Annotated in this window: 14 protein-coding genes and 1 pseudogene; 13 read left to right on the forward strand and 2 right to left on the reverse strand. The window is 43.4% G+C overall.

From position 1 onward, the window contains the following. Positions 1-129: 129 nt before the first annotated feature. The 9 genes from cmk (at position 130) to C9I43_RS06885 (ending at position 8,853) form a co-directional block, all read left to right on the forward strand. Positions 130-822, forward strand: a complete 693-nt coding sequence (gene cmk, locus C9I43_RS06845; protein ID WP_076500438.1) for a (d)CMP kinase — start codon at positions 130-132, stop codon at positions 820-822. Between the two features lie 102 nt (positions 823-924). After that, a complete protein-coding gene (rpsA, locus tag C9I43_RS06850) occupies positions 925-2,592 on the forward strand; it encodes a 30S ribosomal protein S1 (protein ID WP_006081719.1) in 1,668 nt (555 codons plus the stop codon). A gap of 73 nt (positions 2,593-2,665) precedes the next feature. Then, positions 2,666-2,953, forward strand: coding sequence for an integration host factor subunit beta (ihfB, locus tag C9I43_RS06855; RefSeq protein ID WP_006081718.1), 288 nt, complete (start codon positions 2,666-2,668; stop codon positions 2,951-2,953). 112 nt (positions 2,954-3,065) lie between these two features. Further along, on the forward strand, positions 3,066-3,341 hold the full coding sequence (locus tag C9I43_RS06860) for a LapA family protein (protein WP_107882893.1): 276 nt from the start codon (positions 3,066-3,068) through the stop codon (positions 3,339-3,341). A 1-nt stretch (position 3,342) separates the two neighbouring features. Then, positions 3,343-4,503: a lipopolysaccharide assembly protein LapB gene (lapB, locus tag C9I43_RS06865; RefSeq protein ID WP_076500440.1), complete on the forward strand. Its 1,161-nt coding sequence runs from the start codon at positions 3,343-3,345 to the stop codon at positions 4,501-4,503. Positions 4,504-4,546: 43 nt separating this feature from the next. Then, positions 4,547-5,245, forward strand: coding sequence for an orotidine-5'-phosphate decarboxylase (gene pyrF, locus C9I43_RS06870; protein ID WP_107882895.1), 699 nt, complete (start codon positions 4,547-4,549; stop codon positions 5,243-5,245). A gap of 138 nt (positions 5,246-5,383) precedes the next feature. Continuing rightward, positions 5,384-6,205, forward strand: a complete 822-nt coding sequence (locus C9I43_RS06875) for an SDR family oxidoreductase (protein ID WP_107882896.1) — start codon at positions 5,384-5,386, stop codon at positions 6,203-6,205. Positions 6,206-6,280: 75 nt separating this feature from the next. Beyond that, positions 6,281-6,823, forward strand: a complete 543-nt coding sequence (locus tag C9I43_RS06880) for a DUF2058 domain-containing protein (protein ID WP_076500444.1) — start codon at positions 6,281-6,283, stop codon at positions 6,821-6,823. 272 nt (positions 6,824-7,095) lie between these two features. Beyond that, positions 7,096-8,853: an acyl-CoA dehydrogenase family protein gene (locus C9I43_RS06885; protein WP_076500445.1), complete on the forward strand. Its 1,758-nt coding sequence runs from the start codon at positions 7,096-7,098 to the stop codon at positions 8,851-8,853. Positions 8,854-8,952: 99 nt separating this feature from the next. Here the strand turns inward: C9I43_RS06885 and dacB are convergent, their stop codons facing one another. Beyond that, positions 8,953-10,437 carry a D-alanyl-D-alanine carboxypeptidase/D-alanyl-D-alanine endopeptidase gene (dacB, locus tag C9I43_RS06890; protein WP_076500446.1) on the reverse strand — a complete coding sequence of 495 codons (1,485 nt, stop codon included), beginning with the start codon at positions 10,435-10,437 and terminating at the stop codon, positions 8,953-8,955. Between the two features lie 69 nt (positions 10,438-10,506). Continuing rightward, a complete protein-coding gene (locus tag C9I43_RS06895) occupies positions 10,507-10,677 on the reverse strand; it encodes a hypothetical protein (RefSeq protein ID WP_107882899.1) in 171 nt (56 codons plus the stop codon). A gap of 420 nt (positions 10,678-11,097) precedes the next feature. Between C9I43_RS06895 and C9I43_RS06900 the strand changes: the two genes are divergently transcribed. The 4 genes and pseudogenes from C9I43_RS06900 (at position 11,098) to C9I43_RS06915 (ending at position 14,745) form a co-directional block, all read left to right on the forward strand. Further along, positions 11,098-11,430 carry a DUF1904 domain-containing protein gene (locus C9I43_RS06900; RefSeq protein ID WP_076500447.1) on the forward strand — a complete coding sequence of 111 codons (333 nt, stop codon included), beginning with the start codon at positions 11,098-11,100 and terminating at the stop codon, positions 11,428-11,430. 11 nt (positions 11,431-11,441) lie between these two features. Next, the gene (gene pssA / locus C9I43_RS06905; RefSeq protein ID WP_076500448.1) at positions 11,442-12,755 is read left to right on the forward strand and encodes a CDP-diacylglycerol--serine O-phosphatidyltransferase; all 1,314 of its coding nucleotides are present in this window, start codon (positions 11,442-11,444) and stop codon (positions 12,753-12,755) included. A gap of 189 nt (positions 12,756-12,944) precedes the next feature. Then, positions 12,945-13,721, forward strand: a complete 777-nt coding sequence (locus tag C9I43_RS06910) for a tRNA-uridine aminocarboxypropyltransferase (RefSeq protein WP_107882900.1) — start codon at positions 12,945-12,947, stop codon at positions 13,719-13,721. A 126-nt stretch (positions 13,722-13,847) separates the two neighbouring features. After that, positions 13,848-14,745, forward strand: a pseudogene (locus C9I43_RS06915) (IS30 family transposase). Positions 14,746-14,806 lie beyond the last annotated feature (61 nt).

Consider the following 14,806-nt stretch of genomic DNA (forward strand, 5'->3'; position numbering starts at 1 on the left):
ATACGGCTGCAACTCATCATAAAAAAATCCACGGTTTTTGTTTGTCTTTTATTGTATAATGCGGCGCGCTCATTTTCGGGGCTCACTTGATGAACTCACGGATGATGGTTATTTTTTGCGGAGGAATATATGTCTGAACGGGCTCCTGTAGTCACAATCGACGGCCCAAGCGGTGCTGGCAAAGGTACGATTAGTCAATTATTAGCCCAGCATTTAGGCTGGCAACTACTTGATAGTGGTGCTATTTACCGAGTTCTTGCGCTTGCAGCAATTCATCACAACGTTGAACTGGATAATGAAGAGTCTATCACGCTGTTAGCAGCACACCTTGATGTGAAGTTTCTAACAGGCACTGATAAAGATCCGGTTCAAGTCATATTAGAAGGTGAGGACGTCACCACTGATATACGCACCCAAGAGTGTTCTAATGCTGCGTCAAAAGTCGCTGCATTCCCAAGGGTGAGAGAAGCATTACTACGTCGTCAACGTGCTTTTAAAACAGCACCAGGATTAATTGCCGATGGTCGCGACATGGGAACGGTTGTTTTCCCCAATGCACTAGCAAAATTATATTTAACCGCCTCAGCTGAAGAGCGTGCCCAAAGACGCTATAATCAGTTGCAGGACAAGGGCTTCGATGTTAATATCGAACGCCTTTTAAGTGAAATTATCGAACGTGATGATCGCGATATGAATCGTCCGGTGGCTCCTTTAGTCCCCGCCGAGGATGCGCTCATTATCGATACTAGCGGTAAGGGTATTGATGAAGTGCTGGCGCTTGCGCTTAGCTTTATCAACCAAAAATTATCCGACGTTAACTAAGTTAGCCCACCGGGTAGGTATTCGTATTAAGGATGATACGGATAATTTGACTGACTCCACGTCTAGGACGGACAGTGGTTTAATAAATAAAGTAACCTAAACATGACTGAATCTTTTGCTGATCTATTTGAACAATCCCTTCAAACTCTGGAATTCCGTCCAGGTTCTATCGTTCGTGGTACTGTTGTATCAATCAAAAACGGTATGGTACTGGTTGACGCCGGTCTGAAGTCTGAAAGCCCAATCCCAGCTGAACAATTCAAAAACGCTCAAGGTGTTTTAGAAATCGCTGTTGGTGATGAAGTTGACGTAGCTCTTGACTCTGTTGAAGACGGCTTCGGTGAGACTCAACTGTCTCGCGAAAAAGCAAAACGTCATGAAGCTTGGATCGTTCTGGAAAAAGCTTATGAAGATGCTGAAACTGTAATCGGTATCATCAATGGTAAAGTTAAAGGCGGTTTCACTGTTGAATTAAACGGTATCCGTGCTTTCTTACCAGGTTCTCTAGTAGATGTGCGCCCAGTTCGCGACACCGCTCACTTAGAGTACAAAGAATTAGAATTCAAAGTTATTAAACTAGACCAGAAGCGTAACAACGTTGTTGTTTCTCGTCGTGCAGTTATCGAATCAGAAAGCAGCGCTGAGCGTGATGCACTGTTAGAAAACTTGCAAGAAGGTCAAGCTGTTAAAGGTATCGTTAAGAACCTGACTGACTACGGTGCATTCGTAGATTTAGGTGGTGTTGACGGTCTGCTACATATCACAGATATGGCGTGGAAGCGTGTTAAGCATCCATCAGAAATCGTCAATGTTGGCGATGAAATCAACGTTAAAGTACTGAAGTACGATCGTGAGCGCACTCGTGTGTCTCTAGGTCTGAAACAACTTGGCGAAGATCCATGGTTAGAAATCAGCAAGCGCTACCCAGAAAACACACGTTTAACGGGCCGCGTCACTAACCTAACTGACTACGGTTGCTTCGTCGAAATCGAAGAAGGCGTTGAAGGTCTGGTTCACGTTTCTGAAATGGATTGGACTAACAAGAACATTCACCCATCTAAAGTGGTTAACTTAGGTGATGAAGTTGAAGTTCTGGTTCTGGACATCGATGAAGAGCGTCGTCGTATTTCTCTAGGTCTGAAGCAATGTAAGACTAATCCATGGGATGACTTCGCAACTCGTTACAATAAAGGCGACAAGGTTTCTGGTAAGATCAAGTCAATCACTGACTTCGGTATCTTTATCGGTCTTGACGGCGGTATCGACGGTTTAGTTCACCTGTCTGACATTTCTTGGAACGGTACTGGCGAAGATGCAGTTTCTGAATACAAGAAAGGCGATGAAATCCATGCAGTGGTTCTGTCTGTAGATCCAGAGCGTGAGCGCATCAGCTTAGGTGTTAAGCAAACTGAAGATGATCCATTCAACGCATACTTAGCTGACAAGAAGAAAGGTACTATCGTAAACGGTACTGTTTCTGCTGTTGATGCTAAAGGTGTGACTGTTGAATTGGCCGACACTGTTGAAGGTTACATCCGTGTAGCTGACATTTCACGTGAGCGTATTGAAGATGCATCTACTGTCTACAATGTAGGCGATGCAATCGAAGCTAAGTTCATGGGTGTTGACCGTAAGAACCGCTCTATCAGCCTGTCAATCAAAGCGAAAGACGAAGCTGAAGAGAAAGAAGTAATGGCGACTCTGAACAAACAAGATGACGCTGTTATTAGCAATGCAATGGCTGAAGCGTTTAAAGCAGCTCGTAAATAATCGCCTGTTGTTTGGGGAGACTTATCTCCCCATTAGGCGACTGTGTTTGGCTTGATAATAGGGGATAGCTAAGATGACGAAATCTGAACTTATCGAAAAACTCGCCACCAGGCAGTCGCAGCTGTCGGCGAAAGAGGTAGAAGGCGCAATCAAAGAAATGTTGGAGCAAATGGCAACAACATTAGAAAGCGGTGATCGTATTGAGATCCGTGGTTTTGGTAGCTTCTCACTTCACTATCGTGCACCGCGGACTGGCCGTAATCCAAAGACGGGTTCATCTGTCGATTTGGAAGGTAAATATGTCCCGCACTTTAAGCCAGGCAAAGAACTGCGCGAACGTGTTGATGCCGTTAATGTGTGATTGACCGTATAGTAAAAAGCCTCCATTAGGAGGCTTTTTTGTATCTATTGCTGGTCAGCTCAGTAAATTTCTTGGATAATCATTAAATTGAAACGCGTATAGGGAGTGCAGCGTGAAATCATTTGTGGCAACTGTGCTGGTAGCACTGTTATTTATTTTGGCGCTGATTTTTGGTGCGCGTAACGAACAAGTTGTGATGATTAGTTATTTTGTCGCTCAGGGCGAGTATCGCCTGCCAGTTGTGTTGGCAGTAGTTTTTTTGACTGGTTTCATGCTGAGTTGGTTAGTCGCGAGTTATTATATTGTTCGCTTGAGATTGAGCTTAGCGGCAACGAAGAAAAAGCTAAATCACCTGCTTGCCAAAACTCCTCAGGATATAGACGCTTAATATGCTTGAGATCCTCTTTCTGTTGCTTCCTATCGCTGCCGCTTATGGTTGGTATATGGGGCGACGGAGCATAAGGCAGAATCAATCTAATCAACGTAAACAATTGAGCCGTGATTACTTTACAGGGCTTAACTTTCTGCTGTCGAATGAATCCGACAAAGCAGTTGATTTGTTTATTAGTATGCTCGATGTTGACGATGAAACTATCGACACTCATTTATCGCTTGGCTCGTTATTTCGTAAACGCGGCGAGGTTGACCGCTCCATTCGCATTCACCAAAATTTAATCGCCCGTCCTAGCTTAACCAACGAGCAGCGTGATATTGCGATGATGGAACTTGGCAAAGATTATCTGGCCGCAGGCTTTTATGACCGAGCTGAAGAAATCTTTATTAATCTCGTCAGTCAAGACGACCACAGCGAAGAGTCTGAAACTCAACTCATTGCAATCTATCAAGTGATTAAAGAGTGGCAAAAGGCGATTGACATCACTAAGCGTTTGAGCCGTAAACGTCAGCAAGTTTTAAAGCCATTAACGGCGCATTTTTATTGTCAGCTAGCTGATGAAGCGAGCGTCGATGCACAAAAAATTAAATTACTGCAACAGGCACTTAAACAAGATCCTCAGTGTGGCCGAGCTTTATTAACCTTAGCTAAAAAATTCCTCGATATTCAAGATTATGATCAATGTAAACAAATGCTGCTGCAGTTGAAAAATGCGGATATTGAGCTGTTTGCCGATGCCATTGCGACGGCAAAACAAGTGTATCGTGACACTAACGATAAAGAAGGTTTCCAAGAATTGCTTGCAAGCGCTATGGCCGATGGCGCAGGGGCATCAGTTGTTGTCGCTTTAGCGCAGCACATGATCAGTTTAGATGAGATAAAAGCAGCAGAAACAATGGTTCTCGATGCGTTATATCGTCATCCGACCATGAAAGGCTTTCAGCACTTGATGCAAATGCATTTACGCCAAGCTGAAGAAGGGCAAGCCAAACAAAGTTTAACGCTGCTAGAACAACTCGTTGAGCAACAAATTAAATTCCGTCCAAGTTACCGTTGTAAAGAGTGTGGCTTCCCATCACATGCGCTTTACTGGCATTGTCCTTCTTGTAAACAGTGGGGCAGTATCAAGCGGATCAGAGGCTTGGATGGCGAGTAACCCATAAAATATTTATAGTTAGTGTAACTCTGTTGGAGAGATAATGACGACTAAACCTATCCTCGTAGCACTTGATTACGATAATAAAAACCATGCTTTACAATTAATAGATAGACTCGATCCCAACATGTGCCGCCTTAAAATTGGCAAAGAAATGTTTACCCTATTTGGCCCGCAATTGGTGCAAGATATTCATGGTCGTGGTTTTGATTTATTTCTCGATTTAAAATTCCACGATATACCTAATACTGTTGCTAAAGCTGTGGCTGCGGCTGCAGAACTGGGTGTGTGGATGACAAATGTGCATGCCAGTGGTGGTTTAGCCATGATGGAGGCAGCAAAAAAAGCATTGCTGCCCTACGGTGACAAAGCGCCGCTGCTGATTGCTGTGACGGTATTAACCTCTATGAGTGATGCTGATCTTAAATTACTCGGTATCAATGTGCCTACTTTTGAACATGTGCAGCGTTTAGCTAAACTCACAAAACAAGCAGGGCTTGACGGCGTGGTGTGCTCAGCACAAGAAGCGACGCTATTAAAAACACTGTTGGGTAAAGAGTTTAACTTAGTGACGCCAGGTATTCGTCCTGTTGGCAGCGATGCTGGCGATCAACATCGGGTGATGACGCCACCTCAAGCCATCGCAGCGGGCTCTGATTATTTGGTGATTGGCAGACCGATTACCCAAGCAGCCGATCCCTTGGCGGCATTGCAAGCTATTCATCAATCGTTGCAGCAATGAGCTAAAATGCTTGAATGATACCGCTGATACATCATGTTCTTGCGCAATGATAAAACGATTGAAGTTGTATTTTTGATAGCAATATGAAAATACTAATTACAGGATTAATGCTTATTTTGTTGTTCACGGAGAGCTTCTATGTTTAACGCTACGATGTTTAATTATCACGGTAAGAATGTTGTCGTTGTCGGTGGGACCAGTGGGATTAATCTTGCAATTGCTATTGCGTTTGCACAAGCTGGCGCCAATGTAGCAGTGGCAAGTCGCAAGCAAGATAAAATAGATGCCGCTGTTTTGCAGTTGCAACAGGCTAACCCTGATGGCATTCATTTTGGGGTGAGCTTTGATGTACGTGATTTAAGTGCACTGGAAGTCGGTTTTGATAAAATAGCCTCCGAGTTTGGTTTTATCGATGTGCTCGTCAGTGGCGCAGCGGGTAATTTCCCGGCCAGCGCCGCTAACTTGTCCGCCAATGGTTTTAAGTCCGTAATGGATATTGATTTACTGGGAAGCTTTCAAGTCCTCAAACAAGCTTACCCTTTGTTACGTCGTCCCAATGGCAGTATTATTCAGATTTCAGCGCCGCAAGCTTCAATTGCGATGCCAATGCAGGTGCATGTTTGTGCTGCTAAAGCGGGCGTTGATATGTTAACGCGCACGCTTGCATTAGAATGGGGTTGCGAAGGGATAAGGATAAACTCCATTATGCCTGGCCCTATTGCTGATACAGAAGGTTTTAATCGTCTGGCTCCTAGTGTGGCATTACAGCAAAAAGTGGCCCAATCCGTTCCGCTAAAACGTAATGGTACAGGTCAAGATATCGCTAATGCCGCGCTATTCTTGGGCTCTGAATCGGCATCTTACATTACGGGAGTCGTGTTACCAGTAGATGGCGGTTGGTCACTGGGCGGTGCCAGTATCGCAATGACAGAACTTGGCGAATTAGCCGCAAAAATGTAATTTAGTTTTAAGCGTCGATAATTAATTCCACATCGACCTCTTGTGTTTATAAATAGATTAAATAGGTAATGATCCATGGCTAATGCATTACAAGAGCAATTACTCAAAGCTGGGCTTGCCAGTAAACAAAAGGCGCGAGACCTTAAAACCCAACAACGCCGTGACAAAAAATCACGCATAGACGATGGCTCAGGTGTATTTAAGCAAGAAGTAGCAGAGCAAAAACGTTTGCAGGCACAAAAAGATAAAGCGCTCAATGAGCAACGTTTTGCCGAAGCATCAGAGCGTGGACAAGTGCGCGGATTAATCACAGAGTTCACCCAGTTTGCGATTAAAATTCCTGCCTATGCTGAAGTTAAATTTAACTATACTCTTGATAATAAAATCTATTCTTTATATGTAGATGAAAAATTACAGGCAGAATTGCTCAAAGGGCAGTTAGGAATAGTGCGTTACGAAGACAAGAGTTACTTAGTACCGCATAAGTTAGCTGAGCGAGTGAAACTGTTAGTGCCACAATGGTGCGGATATTTATGGCAACAGGATAGCGCTAAAGCCGTAGTGGTTGAAGATGATCCCTATGCTAATTATGCGATTCCAGATGATTTAATGTGGTAATGGTCGTAAGCGTGAGCTGACGCTGCGACAATTCAGTTGTATAACTTATAAAATAGAGACCCTTAAGATTGCTTAAGGGTTTTTTATGGGTTTAATTTGTACTTAGCTCACACACTTTTATATCTAACCCTGCTTAAAAGTTACCGCTATTCGAAAGCTGAGGCTGGTTAGGGGTATATTATTCGCGGTTGTATTTGTAATGAGATTGTTTTCTACATTGAACTGGTATAAATTAAAACAACTGTTTTAATTCTACGTTTAAGAGTCTACCAATGAACCCTTACCAAGCCCCGTTGACGGATATGCGTTTCCTGCTAGAACAGGTATTTGATGCTCCTACTACTTGGGCACAATTGCCTGATATTGCTGAAATAGTCGATATCGATACCGCGAACGCCATTCTTGAAGAAGCGGCAAAAATTAGCAGTGACTTAATCCATCCGCTGAACCGGAGCGGCGATGAGCAGGGCGTGTTGCATCAAGATAATCAAGTGATCACTCCTGATGGTTATAAGGCTGTTTATGAACAGTATTCGCAGGGCGGCTGGATTGGTTTGTGTGGTGACGCTGAGTTTGGTGGCATGGGCATGCCCAAAATGCTGGGGATCTTAGTTGATGAAATGGCCTACAGCGCCTGCAATGCCTTTACACTTTATGGCTCGTTAACGGCTGGGGCGGCTTTATGTATTAATGCCCACGGCAGCGAGGCATTAAAAAAAGCCTATTTACCTAAATTATATTCCGGTGAATGGGCTGGTGCGATGGATATGACAGAGCCGCAAGCGGGTTCTGATTTGCGTAGTATTCGCACGCGCGCACTGCCACATGACGATGGCAGTTATGCCATTACTGGGAGTAAGATTTTTATCACGGGTGGCGATCATGATTTAACTGAAAACGTTATTCATTTAGTGTTAGCTAAATTGCCTGATAGCAAAGGGATTTCACTTTTCCTTGTACCTAAAATATTGATTAATACTGATGGCAACTTAGCTAATCCAAACGGTGTATCAGTCGGTTCTATTGAGCACAAAATGGGCCTTAAAGGTTCTGCGACCTGTGTGATGAATTATGACAACGCCCAAGGTTACTTGATTGGTGAGCCTAATCGCGGCCTAGTGTGTATGTTCACTATGATGAACTACGAACGTTTAGCGATTGGTATTCAAGGGCTTGGTAGTGCTCAGGCAGCGTACCAAATGGCAGCCGATTACGCTAAAGAGCGTAATCAAGGCGTTGCCGCTGGCGGATCGCCAACCGGTAGTGAATCCGATCCAATTATCGTTCATGGCGATGTGCGCCGTATGTTGCTTACCATACGCGCCATGACAGAAGCTGGCCGTGCTTTGTCGGTATTTACAGGGCAACAGCTTGATTTAGCTAAATATGCTCAAGATGATGTTAAAGCCAAAGCGGCGCGTTATGTAGGATTATTAACCCCAGTTGCTAAGGCATTTTTAACTGATCGCGGTTTAGATGCCACTATCATGGCTCAACAGGTCTTTGGTGGACATGGTTATATTCGTGAAACCGGCATTGAGCAATTAGTGCGTGATACCCGTATCGCACAGATTTATGAAGGCACGAATGGTATTCAAGCAATTGATTTTCTTGGTCGTAAAGTCACTGGCGATAATCTAGCGGCGTTAAACGAATTTGTGGCTGACTTAAAGGCACAAATGCGAGCATTTACCCATGTTGATGCTGTGAAAGTGGCAGCAGTGAGCTCACGTTTAGATGCATTAGTCGTTGTTGCTGAGTCAGTTAATCAGCATAAAGTAGCTCAGCCAGCGCTAATTAATGCCTGCGCGGTCGACTTTTTAGATGCCTTTGGTTACACGCTTTATGGATTTTACTGGTTGGCTATGGTCGATAAAGTGACCGACCACGAAGATAAAGTCTTTGCCGAGCAGAAAAATTACTTAGCTAAGTTCTATTTTGATAAGTTATTGCCTAAAGCGGATTATCATATCGCCCAAGTACGCGCGGGTGACACAACCACAATGGCGATGCCGGCGGAGTTGTTTTAATCAATATATGTTAACTTTAGTAAATTAAAAGCACTGAGTTTTCAGTGCTTTTTTATTGCAGTTGTAGCAGTTATTCAAGTATTCAAGCTGAAATATGAGCTAGTTTATTGCGATATTAACTACTTCAGTGGTCGGTGAGGGCAATTGCAGTATTGAAATTAAGTGCTGCAGAAACTCAGCATTAAAAGACATTTTATGTTGTTTTTTGACATCAGGACTCATACCATTTTCAAGTACCACAAATAGCGTGTCGCTACGCTGTGGCAAGCGAATAAAACCTGCGAGATTAGATACGCCTTGCATTGACCCTGTTTTGGCAAAAACTTGCTGTTTAAGTGGGGGCTTATTGTAGCCTAAACGGTATTTTAACGTACCGCTCACGCCTGCTTGCGGCAAACTGGCCATTAATGGACTAAAGCGACTATCTTGATGCATTAACGTAAGAACGGCTGCGAGTTGCTTAGCATTAAGCAAGTTATAGCGTGATAATCCCGAGCCATCGACAATCTTGGCATTGGTTAAATCAATCCCTAAATCAGTTAAAATGCGGTTCATCGCTACCGCGCCATTGGTAAAGCTGCCTTGGGTATTGAAATAACTTTTACCCAGTTGTTTAAACAAACTGTCGGCGATTAAGTTATCTGATTTAAGTAACATAGTATCTAGCAATACTGGTAACGGCGCTGAGCTATGGCTGGCAATGAGTTTTGCCTTTTTAGGTAAACTTGCCCCGAGTTGAACCTTACCTGCCAGTAACATCTCCCCCTTAAGTTGAAAGGTCAGAGTATCTTGAGCAAACTTAAGTGGGTCTGTCACTGCAATCGCTAATGGAATAGCCTCAGCACCTGGATAACAGCCACGTAGGTGGTAGCTATTTTGGCCTAATCGCATCAAATCGAGCTGGCAAAATTCACGGATCGCCTTTTGATCAAACACGGCATCACTACTGATTTTTATACCGTAGCTTCCCGTTCGTAGACTTACCTGTGAGGGTTTATTGGCGGTGCTAGGGCTGAACTGACCATAGATACAATTCTGATTAATAATGTAGCTCGATACTGGCGCAGCAAAGCAAATCCCTAGATCATCCCATACCCAGCCTGGAGCTTGTAATTGCTCCTGTTTATCGCCGATTAAATACAAATGCCCATCAATACGGTTAATACCTTGTTTGACTAAACTGGCAAAAATGGCTTTGAGATCGGCTTGAGTGAGGGTGGGGTCGCCACTAAAACGCAAATAGACACTGCCAGCGATATGGCCTTTACGTATAGGAGCATCGCTCCATAATTCAGTGACATATCTAAAATCAGCACCAAGCTGAGCCATAGCGCTTACCGCCGTGAGCAGCTTTTGAGTACTGGCAGGAATAAAAAGTGTTTCAGCCTGTTGGCTATATATGACTTGACGATTAGCCATATCCATTGCAAGCAGTGCAACTTGAGAATACCGAGGGCTTAATTCGCTGACGGCTTGGCTCAATGATTGTGCTAGATCACTTTGAGTTTGCTCTGCATAGGTGAGATTATGACTTGCAGCTAAGATTAATCCTGTGCACAGTGTAGTTCTTAATAACATATCCATTTAACGAGCAACCCAATCAGTCCAAATCAACATTAAAAGGAACTGAGTGTGATATAGCCATGAACAGGGCTAATCCTCATTATTATCCTTTTCCATTAAGCGGTATAAACGTAAGGTAACAAATAATACCAGCCCAATAAACAGTGGCAGGATGAATAATCCCAATTGGGCTTTAAAGTGAAAAATTCCCCAAGCAAATAGCAATGTTAGCGCTAGGGTGAGTAAGATTTTCTTATTCATTTTCTGTCTCTTTTATGGCAGTGGTTTAATCAGTAAAAGTCGCTTTAGTTTACGTTAAAACACCTTATTCAGGGTGAAAGACAAGTGTTTTAAAGGAGTATTTTGTGATTCAGCCATCAGGTTATTGACGTTTTAGCCAATTTTTGCGCCATTAACGTGGGTTAAATACGGTGGTGAAAAGCATAATAGTTGGTTTTACAACCTAAAAAAGCCTCTTTTTAAGCGGGTAGCGATAAAGGTACTATCCGAGTATATTTTGCCTAAATGTGTTCACTTTACAGGTATAAAATCGTCTAAGGTCAAATTACCAACAAAACCGCGAGGTTTAAGAGGACTTTTGGGAGAAAAGTCTTGCCGAGACGGGGTGAAGTCGGTAATTTCTAATCCTTACGATTTTAGGTTCTTAGGTAACAACTAAACATGCCACATATTAGTATGCGCGGCCTACCACAAACGGTCGTTGCAGCATTCAGCCAAACATTACTGCAGTCATTGGCGGATATATGTAAAGGTAATGTAGAGAGTTTCACATTAGATTGGATCCCAAGCATCAGTTTTCGAAATGGAAAAATTGATCAACGTTTCGTCCAAGTTGAATTACTCTGGTTTCCTAAGGATCCTGATATCCATCTAAAAGTCGAACAAACGATCAGGCTGGCAGTCATAGAGGCCTATCCAGAATTAACTCACATTGCGGTGATGTTTTTATCACTTAACCCCAGTACTTCTTATCGGGGTGGTCAGCATGTTTAAAGGAGGATGCCTTGCTAGATAAGCTTGGTGGAATAGCCGTTCAACCCGAGGCTTTAACGTGGTTGCTCACGCCATGCCGCTTCAAGGCAGAATTACTTGCTCGCATTGCAAGCGCAAAGCACAGTATTTATATTGCGGCACTGTATTTAGAAGATGACGAAGCTGGCCGTGAGATATTACAAGCGCTGATGGCTGCCAAAGCGGCTAATCCTGCACTTGATATAAAAGTGTTAGTTGATTTTCATCGCGCTAGGCGTGGTCTGATTGGTCACAAAGGCGATAGCGGTAACTATTTAATGTACCGCAGGGTTATGGCTGAAGCTGAACATCCAATTGAAGTTTTAGGTGTGCCAGTTAAGTCGCGTGAGTTTATGGGCGTACTGCATCTTAAGGGTTTTATTATTGATGATGCGGTGATTTATAGCGGTGCTAGTCTTAACAATATTTATTTACAGCAACATGATAAATATCGATTCGATCGTTATCATTTGATTGAGTCGGCGGAGTTAGCCCGCAGTATGCGAGCCATGATCCAGACGAATATCATTGCTGATCCTGCGGTGTGTTCGCTCACGCAAGAAGCGGCAGAAGAAGTGCTCCCTCCTAAAGCTGATATGCGTAGCTTTAAGTTGAGATTATCTGACGTTGAGTACCAATTTAAAGCAACTAATGCAGGTAATCGAATTACCCCGTTACTGGGTTTAGGGCGGAAGAAAAATCTGCTCAATAAAGTGGTGGTGGCTTTAGTGGAGGAATCCAAGGAGTCGTTGTTTATCTGCACTCCTTACTTTAACCCTCCTTATATTTTAGTACGTGCTTTATCTAAGCACTTACGCAAAGGTAAACGTATCGATATCGTAGTGGGTGATAAAACGGCTAACGATTTTTATATTCCACCCGAGCAGGATTTCTCTACAATAGGTGCGCTGCCTTATATGTATGAGCAATCTCTACGTAAATTTGCTAAACGGCAACAATGGGCAATTGATAATGGTCAGTTAAATATTCATCTGTGGAAGCATGGCATTAACAGTTATCACCTCAAGGGTATCAGTGCTGACGGTAATAAACATTTGATCACGGGTTCTAATTTGAACCCAAGAGCTTGGGCGCTAGATTTAGAGAATGGTTTATTGATCCAAGATGAGACCGGCTGCTGGAAAAGCCAGTTTGAAGCAGAGCAAGCCCATATTTTGGAACACACACAGCGGTTATATCACTACAGCCAAGTGGATACGTTACAGAGCTATCCTGCGCCAGTGAAAAAGATCATGACCCGCATTCGTCGCCTTAAAGCCGACTTTTTACTGCGACGTATTTTATAGTTTTTTAAGTGGATCACCGTTTATGATGCACCAAAAAGCCACAGAGATGTGGCTTTTTATTTTGGATGAATTGCACCTCTTATCAGCAAGAGATAAACTGAGAAGCTGCGATATAAGATAGCTTAGGCTATAAATCTAGGCTCTTAATTATCGCGATCCCGATTAAGTTTTAATAGAGAATTGGTTTTTATGGCTTTAGCCCCCCATGCTGTACATCGTTTATATCAATATCGAAAATCAATCTCGACTAAGCCCTTTGGTGCACGTGGTAAAAGCCTAATCCGTTGTCCATTATGCCTATTAGGCGAGCAATTTTGTACCTGTGCGCTACGGCGTCAGTTACACACTCAAGCCAGTTTCTTGCTAATTATGTATAACGACGAAGTATTAAAACCGACTAATAGCGGCCGCTTAATTGCCGATTTAATCCCTGATACCCATGCTTTTCTTTGGTCAAGACTCGCCCCAGAGCCAGAGTTATTGGCGCTATTAACATCACCACAATATCAACCATTTTTGGTGTTTCCAGCCCAGTATGCAGAACCAGGACAAACGGTTTTGAGCCAAGTCCCGCCGCCGATGCTAACACAAGGTAAGCGGCCACTGCTTATCATGCTCGATGGCAGTTGGCGAGAAGCGATTAAGATGTTTCGTAAGAGTCCTTACTTACACGCGTTGCCGTTGTTGTCCTTCGATCCTGATACGCTGGCAACTTATGCATTGCGTAAAGGCAGTCATGATTTTCAACTTGGCACCGCTGAGGTCGCTTCATTAGCATTAGGCGCAATGGGGGAGGCCGCTAATGGTAAGGCCTTAAGTACATGGTTTGATTTATTTGTTGAGTCATCTTTATTGGGGCGTAATCGCCGTTGTCGTGAAGATTTACTACCCATTACAATTTTCACTGATGCGTTTGAACAAGCCTTGATGCTGGCAAATAATAGCCATAGTCCAGAGTTCAGATAATAACTGCGACACTCTAATTGAGGTGTAGAAGAAGCCAACTGCTGAAAATTGGTACGCTTTATCTCGCCAAAGTAAAAGAGTATCACCATGAATTATCAACAGTTGACCGAAGCTAGACGATAGCAGATTTCAGTTCTGTTAGAACAGGCTTTTCGATAGCCATCATTGCCAAATGCATTCATTGTCATCGCTCCAGCGTGTATCGTGAGATAAAACGCGGCCAAGGACAACCACGCTGCAACCCAAAGATGTCACATCAAAAAGCAGTAGAACTTAGGCGTCAATCGGCTAAATATACGATACCTGAGCGACGAATAGAGAGCCTGCTGCTATTGCTGCAACTCGATTGGAGTCCAGAGCAGATTTCGCATGTATTGAGTCTTGTAAAAGAGCCTGTTAGCCATGAGTGGATTTATCGCTACATAGCGCGTAATAAACGCAATGGCGGCAAACTTTATCGTCATTTACGTCAAGGACATAAACGCTATCGTCGCGGTAAAGCAGAACAAGCGCCAACGATAAAAAATGCAGTATCGATTGACGAAAGACCCGCGATTGTCGATAGCAGAGAACGGTTTGGCGATTGGGAAATTGATACGGTCCTAGGTCAACACGGAACAGGCGCCATAGTGACAATATTAGAGCGTAAGACGCGGTTTTATTTGATAAAGAAAGTAAACTCAAAGTCAGCGGAAGATGTGACGAGAGCAACAAGCTGTTGATGCCGTACAAGGCGCATGTGCTGACGATAACTGCGGATAATGGCCGAGAGTTTGCTAACCATGAAGAGATAGCAAACGCACTGGATACTAAGGTGTATTTTGCGCATCCTTATCGCTCTTGTGAGCGAGGCGCCAATGAAAATGCCAACGGTTTACTGAGACAGTATGTCAAAAAAGGGGTTGATTTAAGGCTGGTGAGTAATGAATTAATCGAATTTGCTCGGAGCAGGATTAACTATCGCCCCAAGAAATGTTTGAAGTTTAAGCAGCCAGCGGTGGTTTTTCACCAATTAGTTGCTTAATTGCCGAGTGTCGCACTTCGGAGTTGAATTCTAGACTCACTACTTTTTTTATCAGAAAGTA

It is taken from the genome of Shewanella morhuae, from assembly GCF_003028295.1.
Classification (GTDB): domain Bacteria; phylum Pseudomonadota; class Gammaproteobacteria; order Enterobacterales; family Shewanellaceae; genus Shewanella; species Shewanella morhuae.

Coding starts and splice junctions, on each gene's coding strand:
- dacB (WP_076500446.1), bottom strand. CDS start 10,437: ATGGATATGTTATTAAGAACTACACTGTGCACAGGATTAATCTTAGCT.
- lapB (WP_076500440.1), top strand. CDS start 3,343: ATGCTTGAGATCCTCTTTCTGTTGCTTCCTATCGCTGCCGCTTATGGT.
- C9I43_RS06885 (WP_076500445.1), top strand. CDS start 7,096: ATGAACCCTTACCAAGCCCCGTTGACGGATATGCGTTTCCTGCTAGAA.
- cmk (WP_076500438.1), top strand. CDS start 130: ATGTCTGAACGGGCTCCTGTAGTCACAATCGACGGCCCAAGCGGTGCT.
- C9I43_RS06910 (WP_107882900.1), top strand. CDS start 12,945: ATGGCTTTAGCCCCCCATGCTGTACATCGTTTATATCAATATCGAAAA.
- ihfB (WP_006081718.1), top strand. CDS start 2,666: ATGACGAAATCTGAACTTATCGAAAAACTCGCCACCAGGCAGTCGCAG.
- C9I43_RS06880 (WP_076500444.1), top strand. CDS start 6,281: ATGGCTAATGCATTACAAGAGCAATTACTCAAAGCTGGGCTTGCCAGT.
- rpsA (WP_006081719.1), top strand. CDS start 925: ATGACTGAATCTTTTGCTGATCTATTTGAACAATCCCTTCAAACTCTG.
- pyrF (WP_107882895.1), top strand. CDS start 4,547: ATGACGACTAAACCTATCCTCGTAGCACTTGATTACGATAATAAAAAC.
- C9I43_RS06875 (WP_107882896.1), top strand. CDS start 5,384: ATGTTTAACGCTACGATGTTTAATTATCACGGTAAGAATGTTGTCGTT.
- C9I43_RS06900 (WP_076500447.1), top strand. CDS start 11,098: ATGCCACATATTAGTATGCGCGGCCTACCACAAACGGTCGTTGCAGCA.
- C9I43_RS06895 (WP_107882899.1), bottom strand. CDS start 10,677: ATGAATAAGAAAATCTTACTCACCCTAGCGCTAACATTGCTATTTGCT.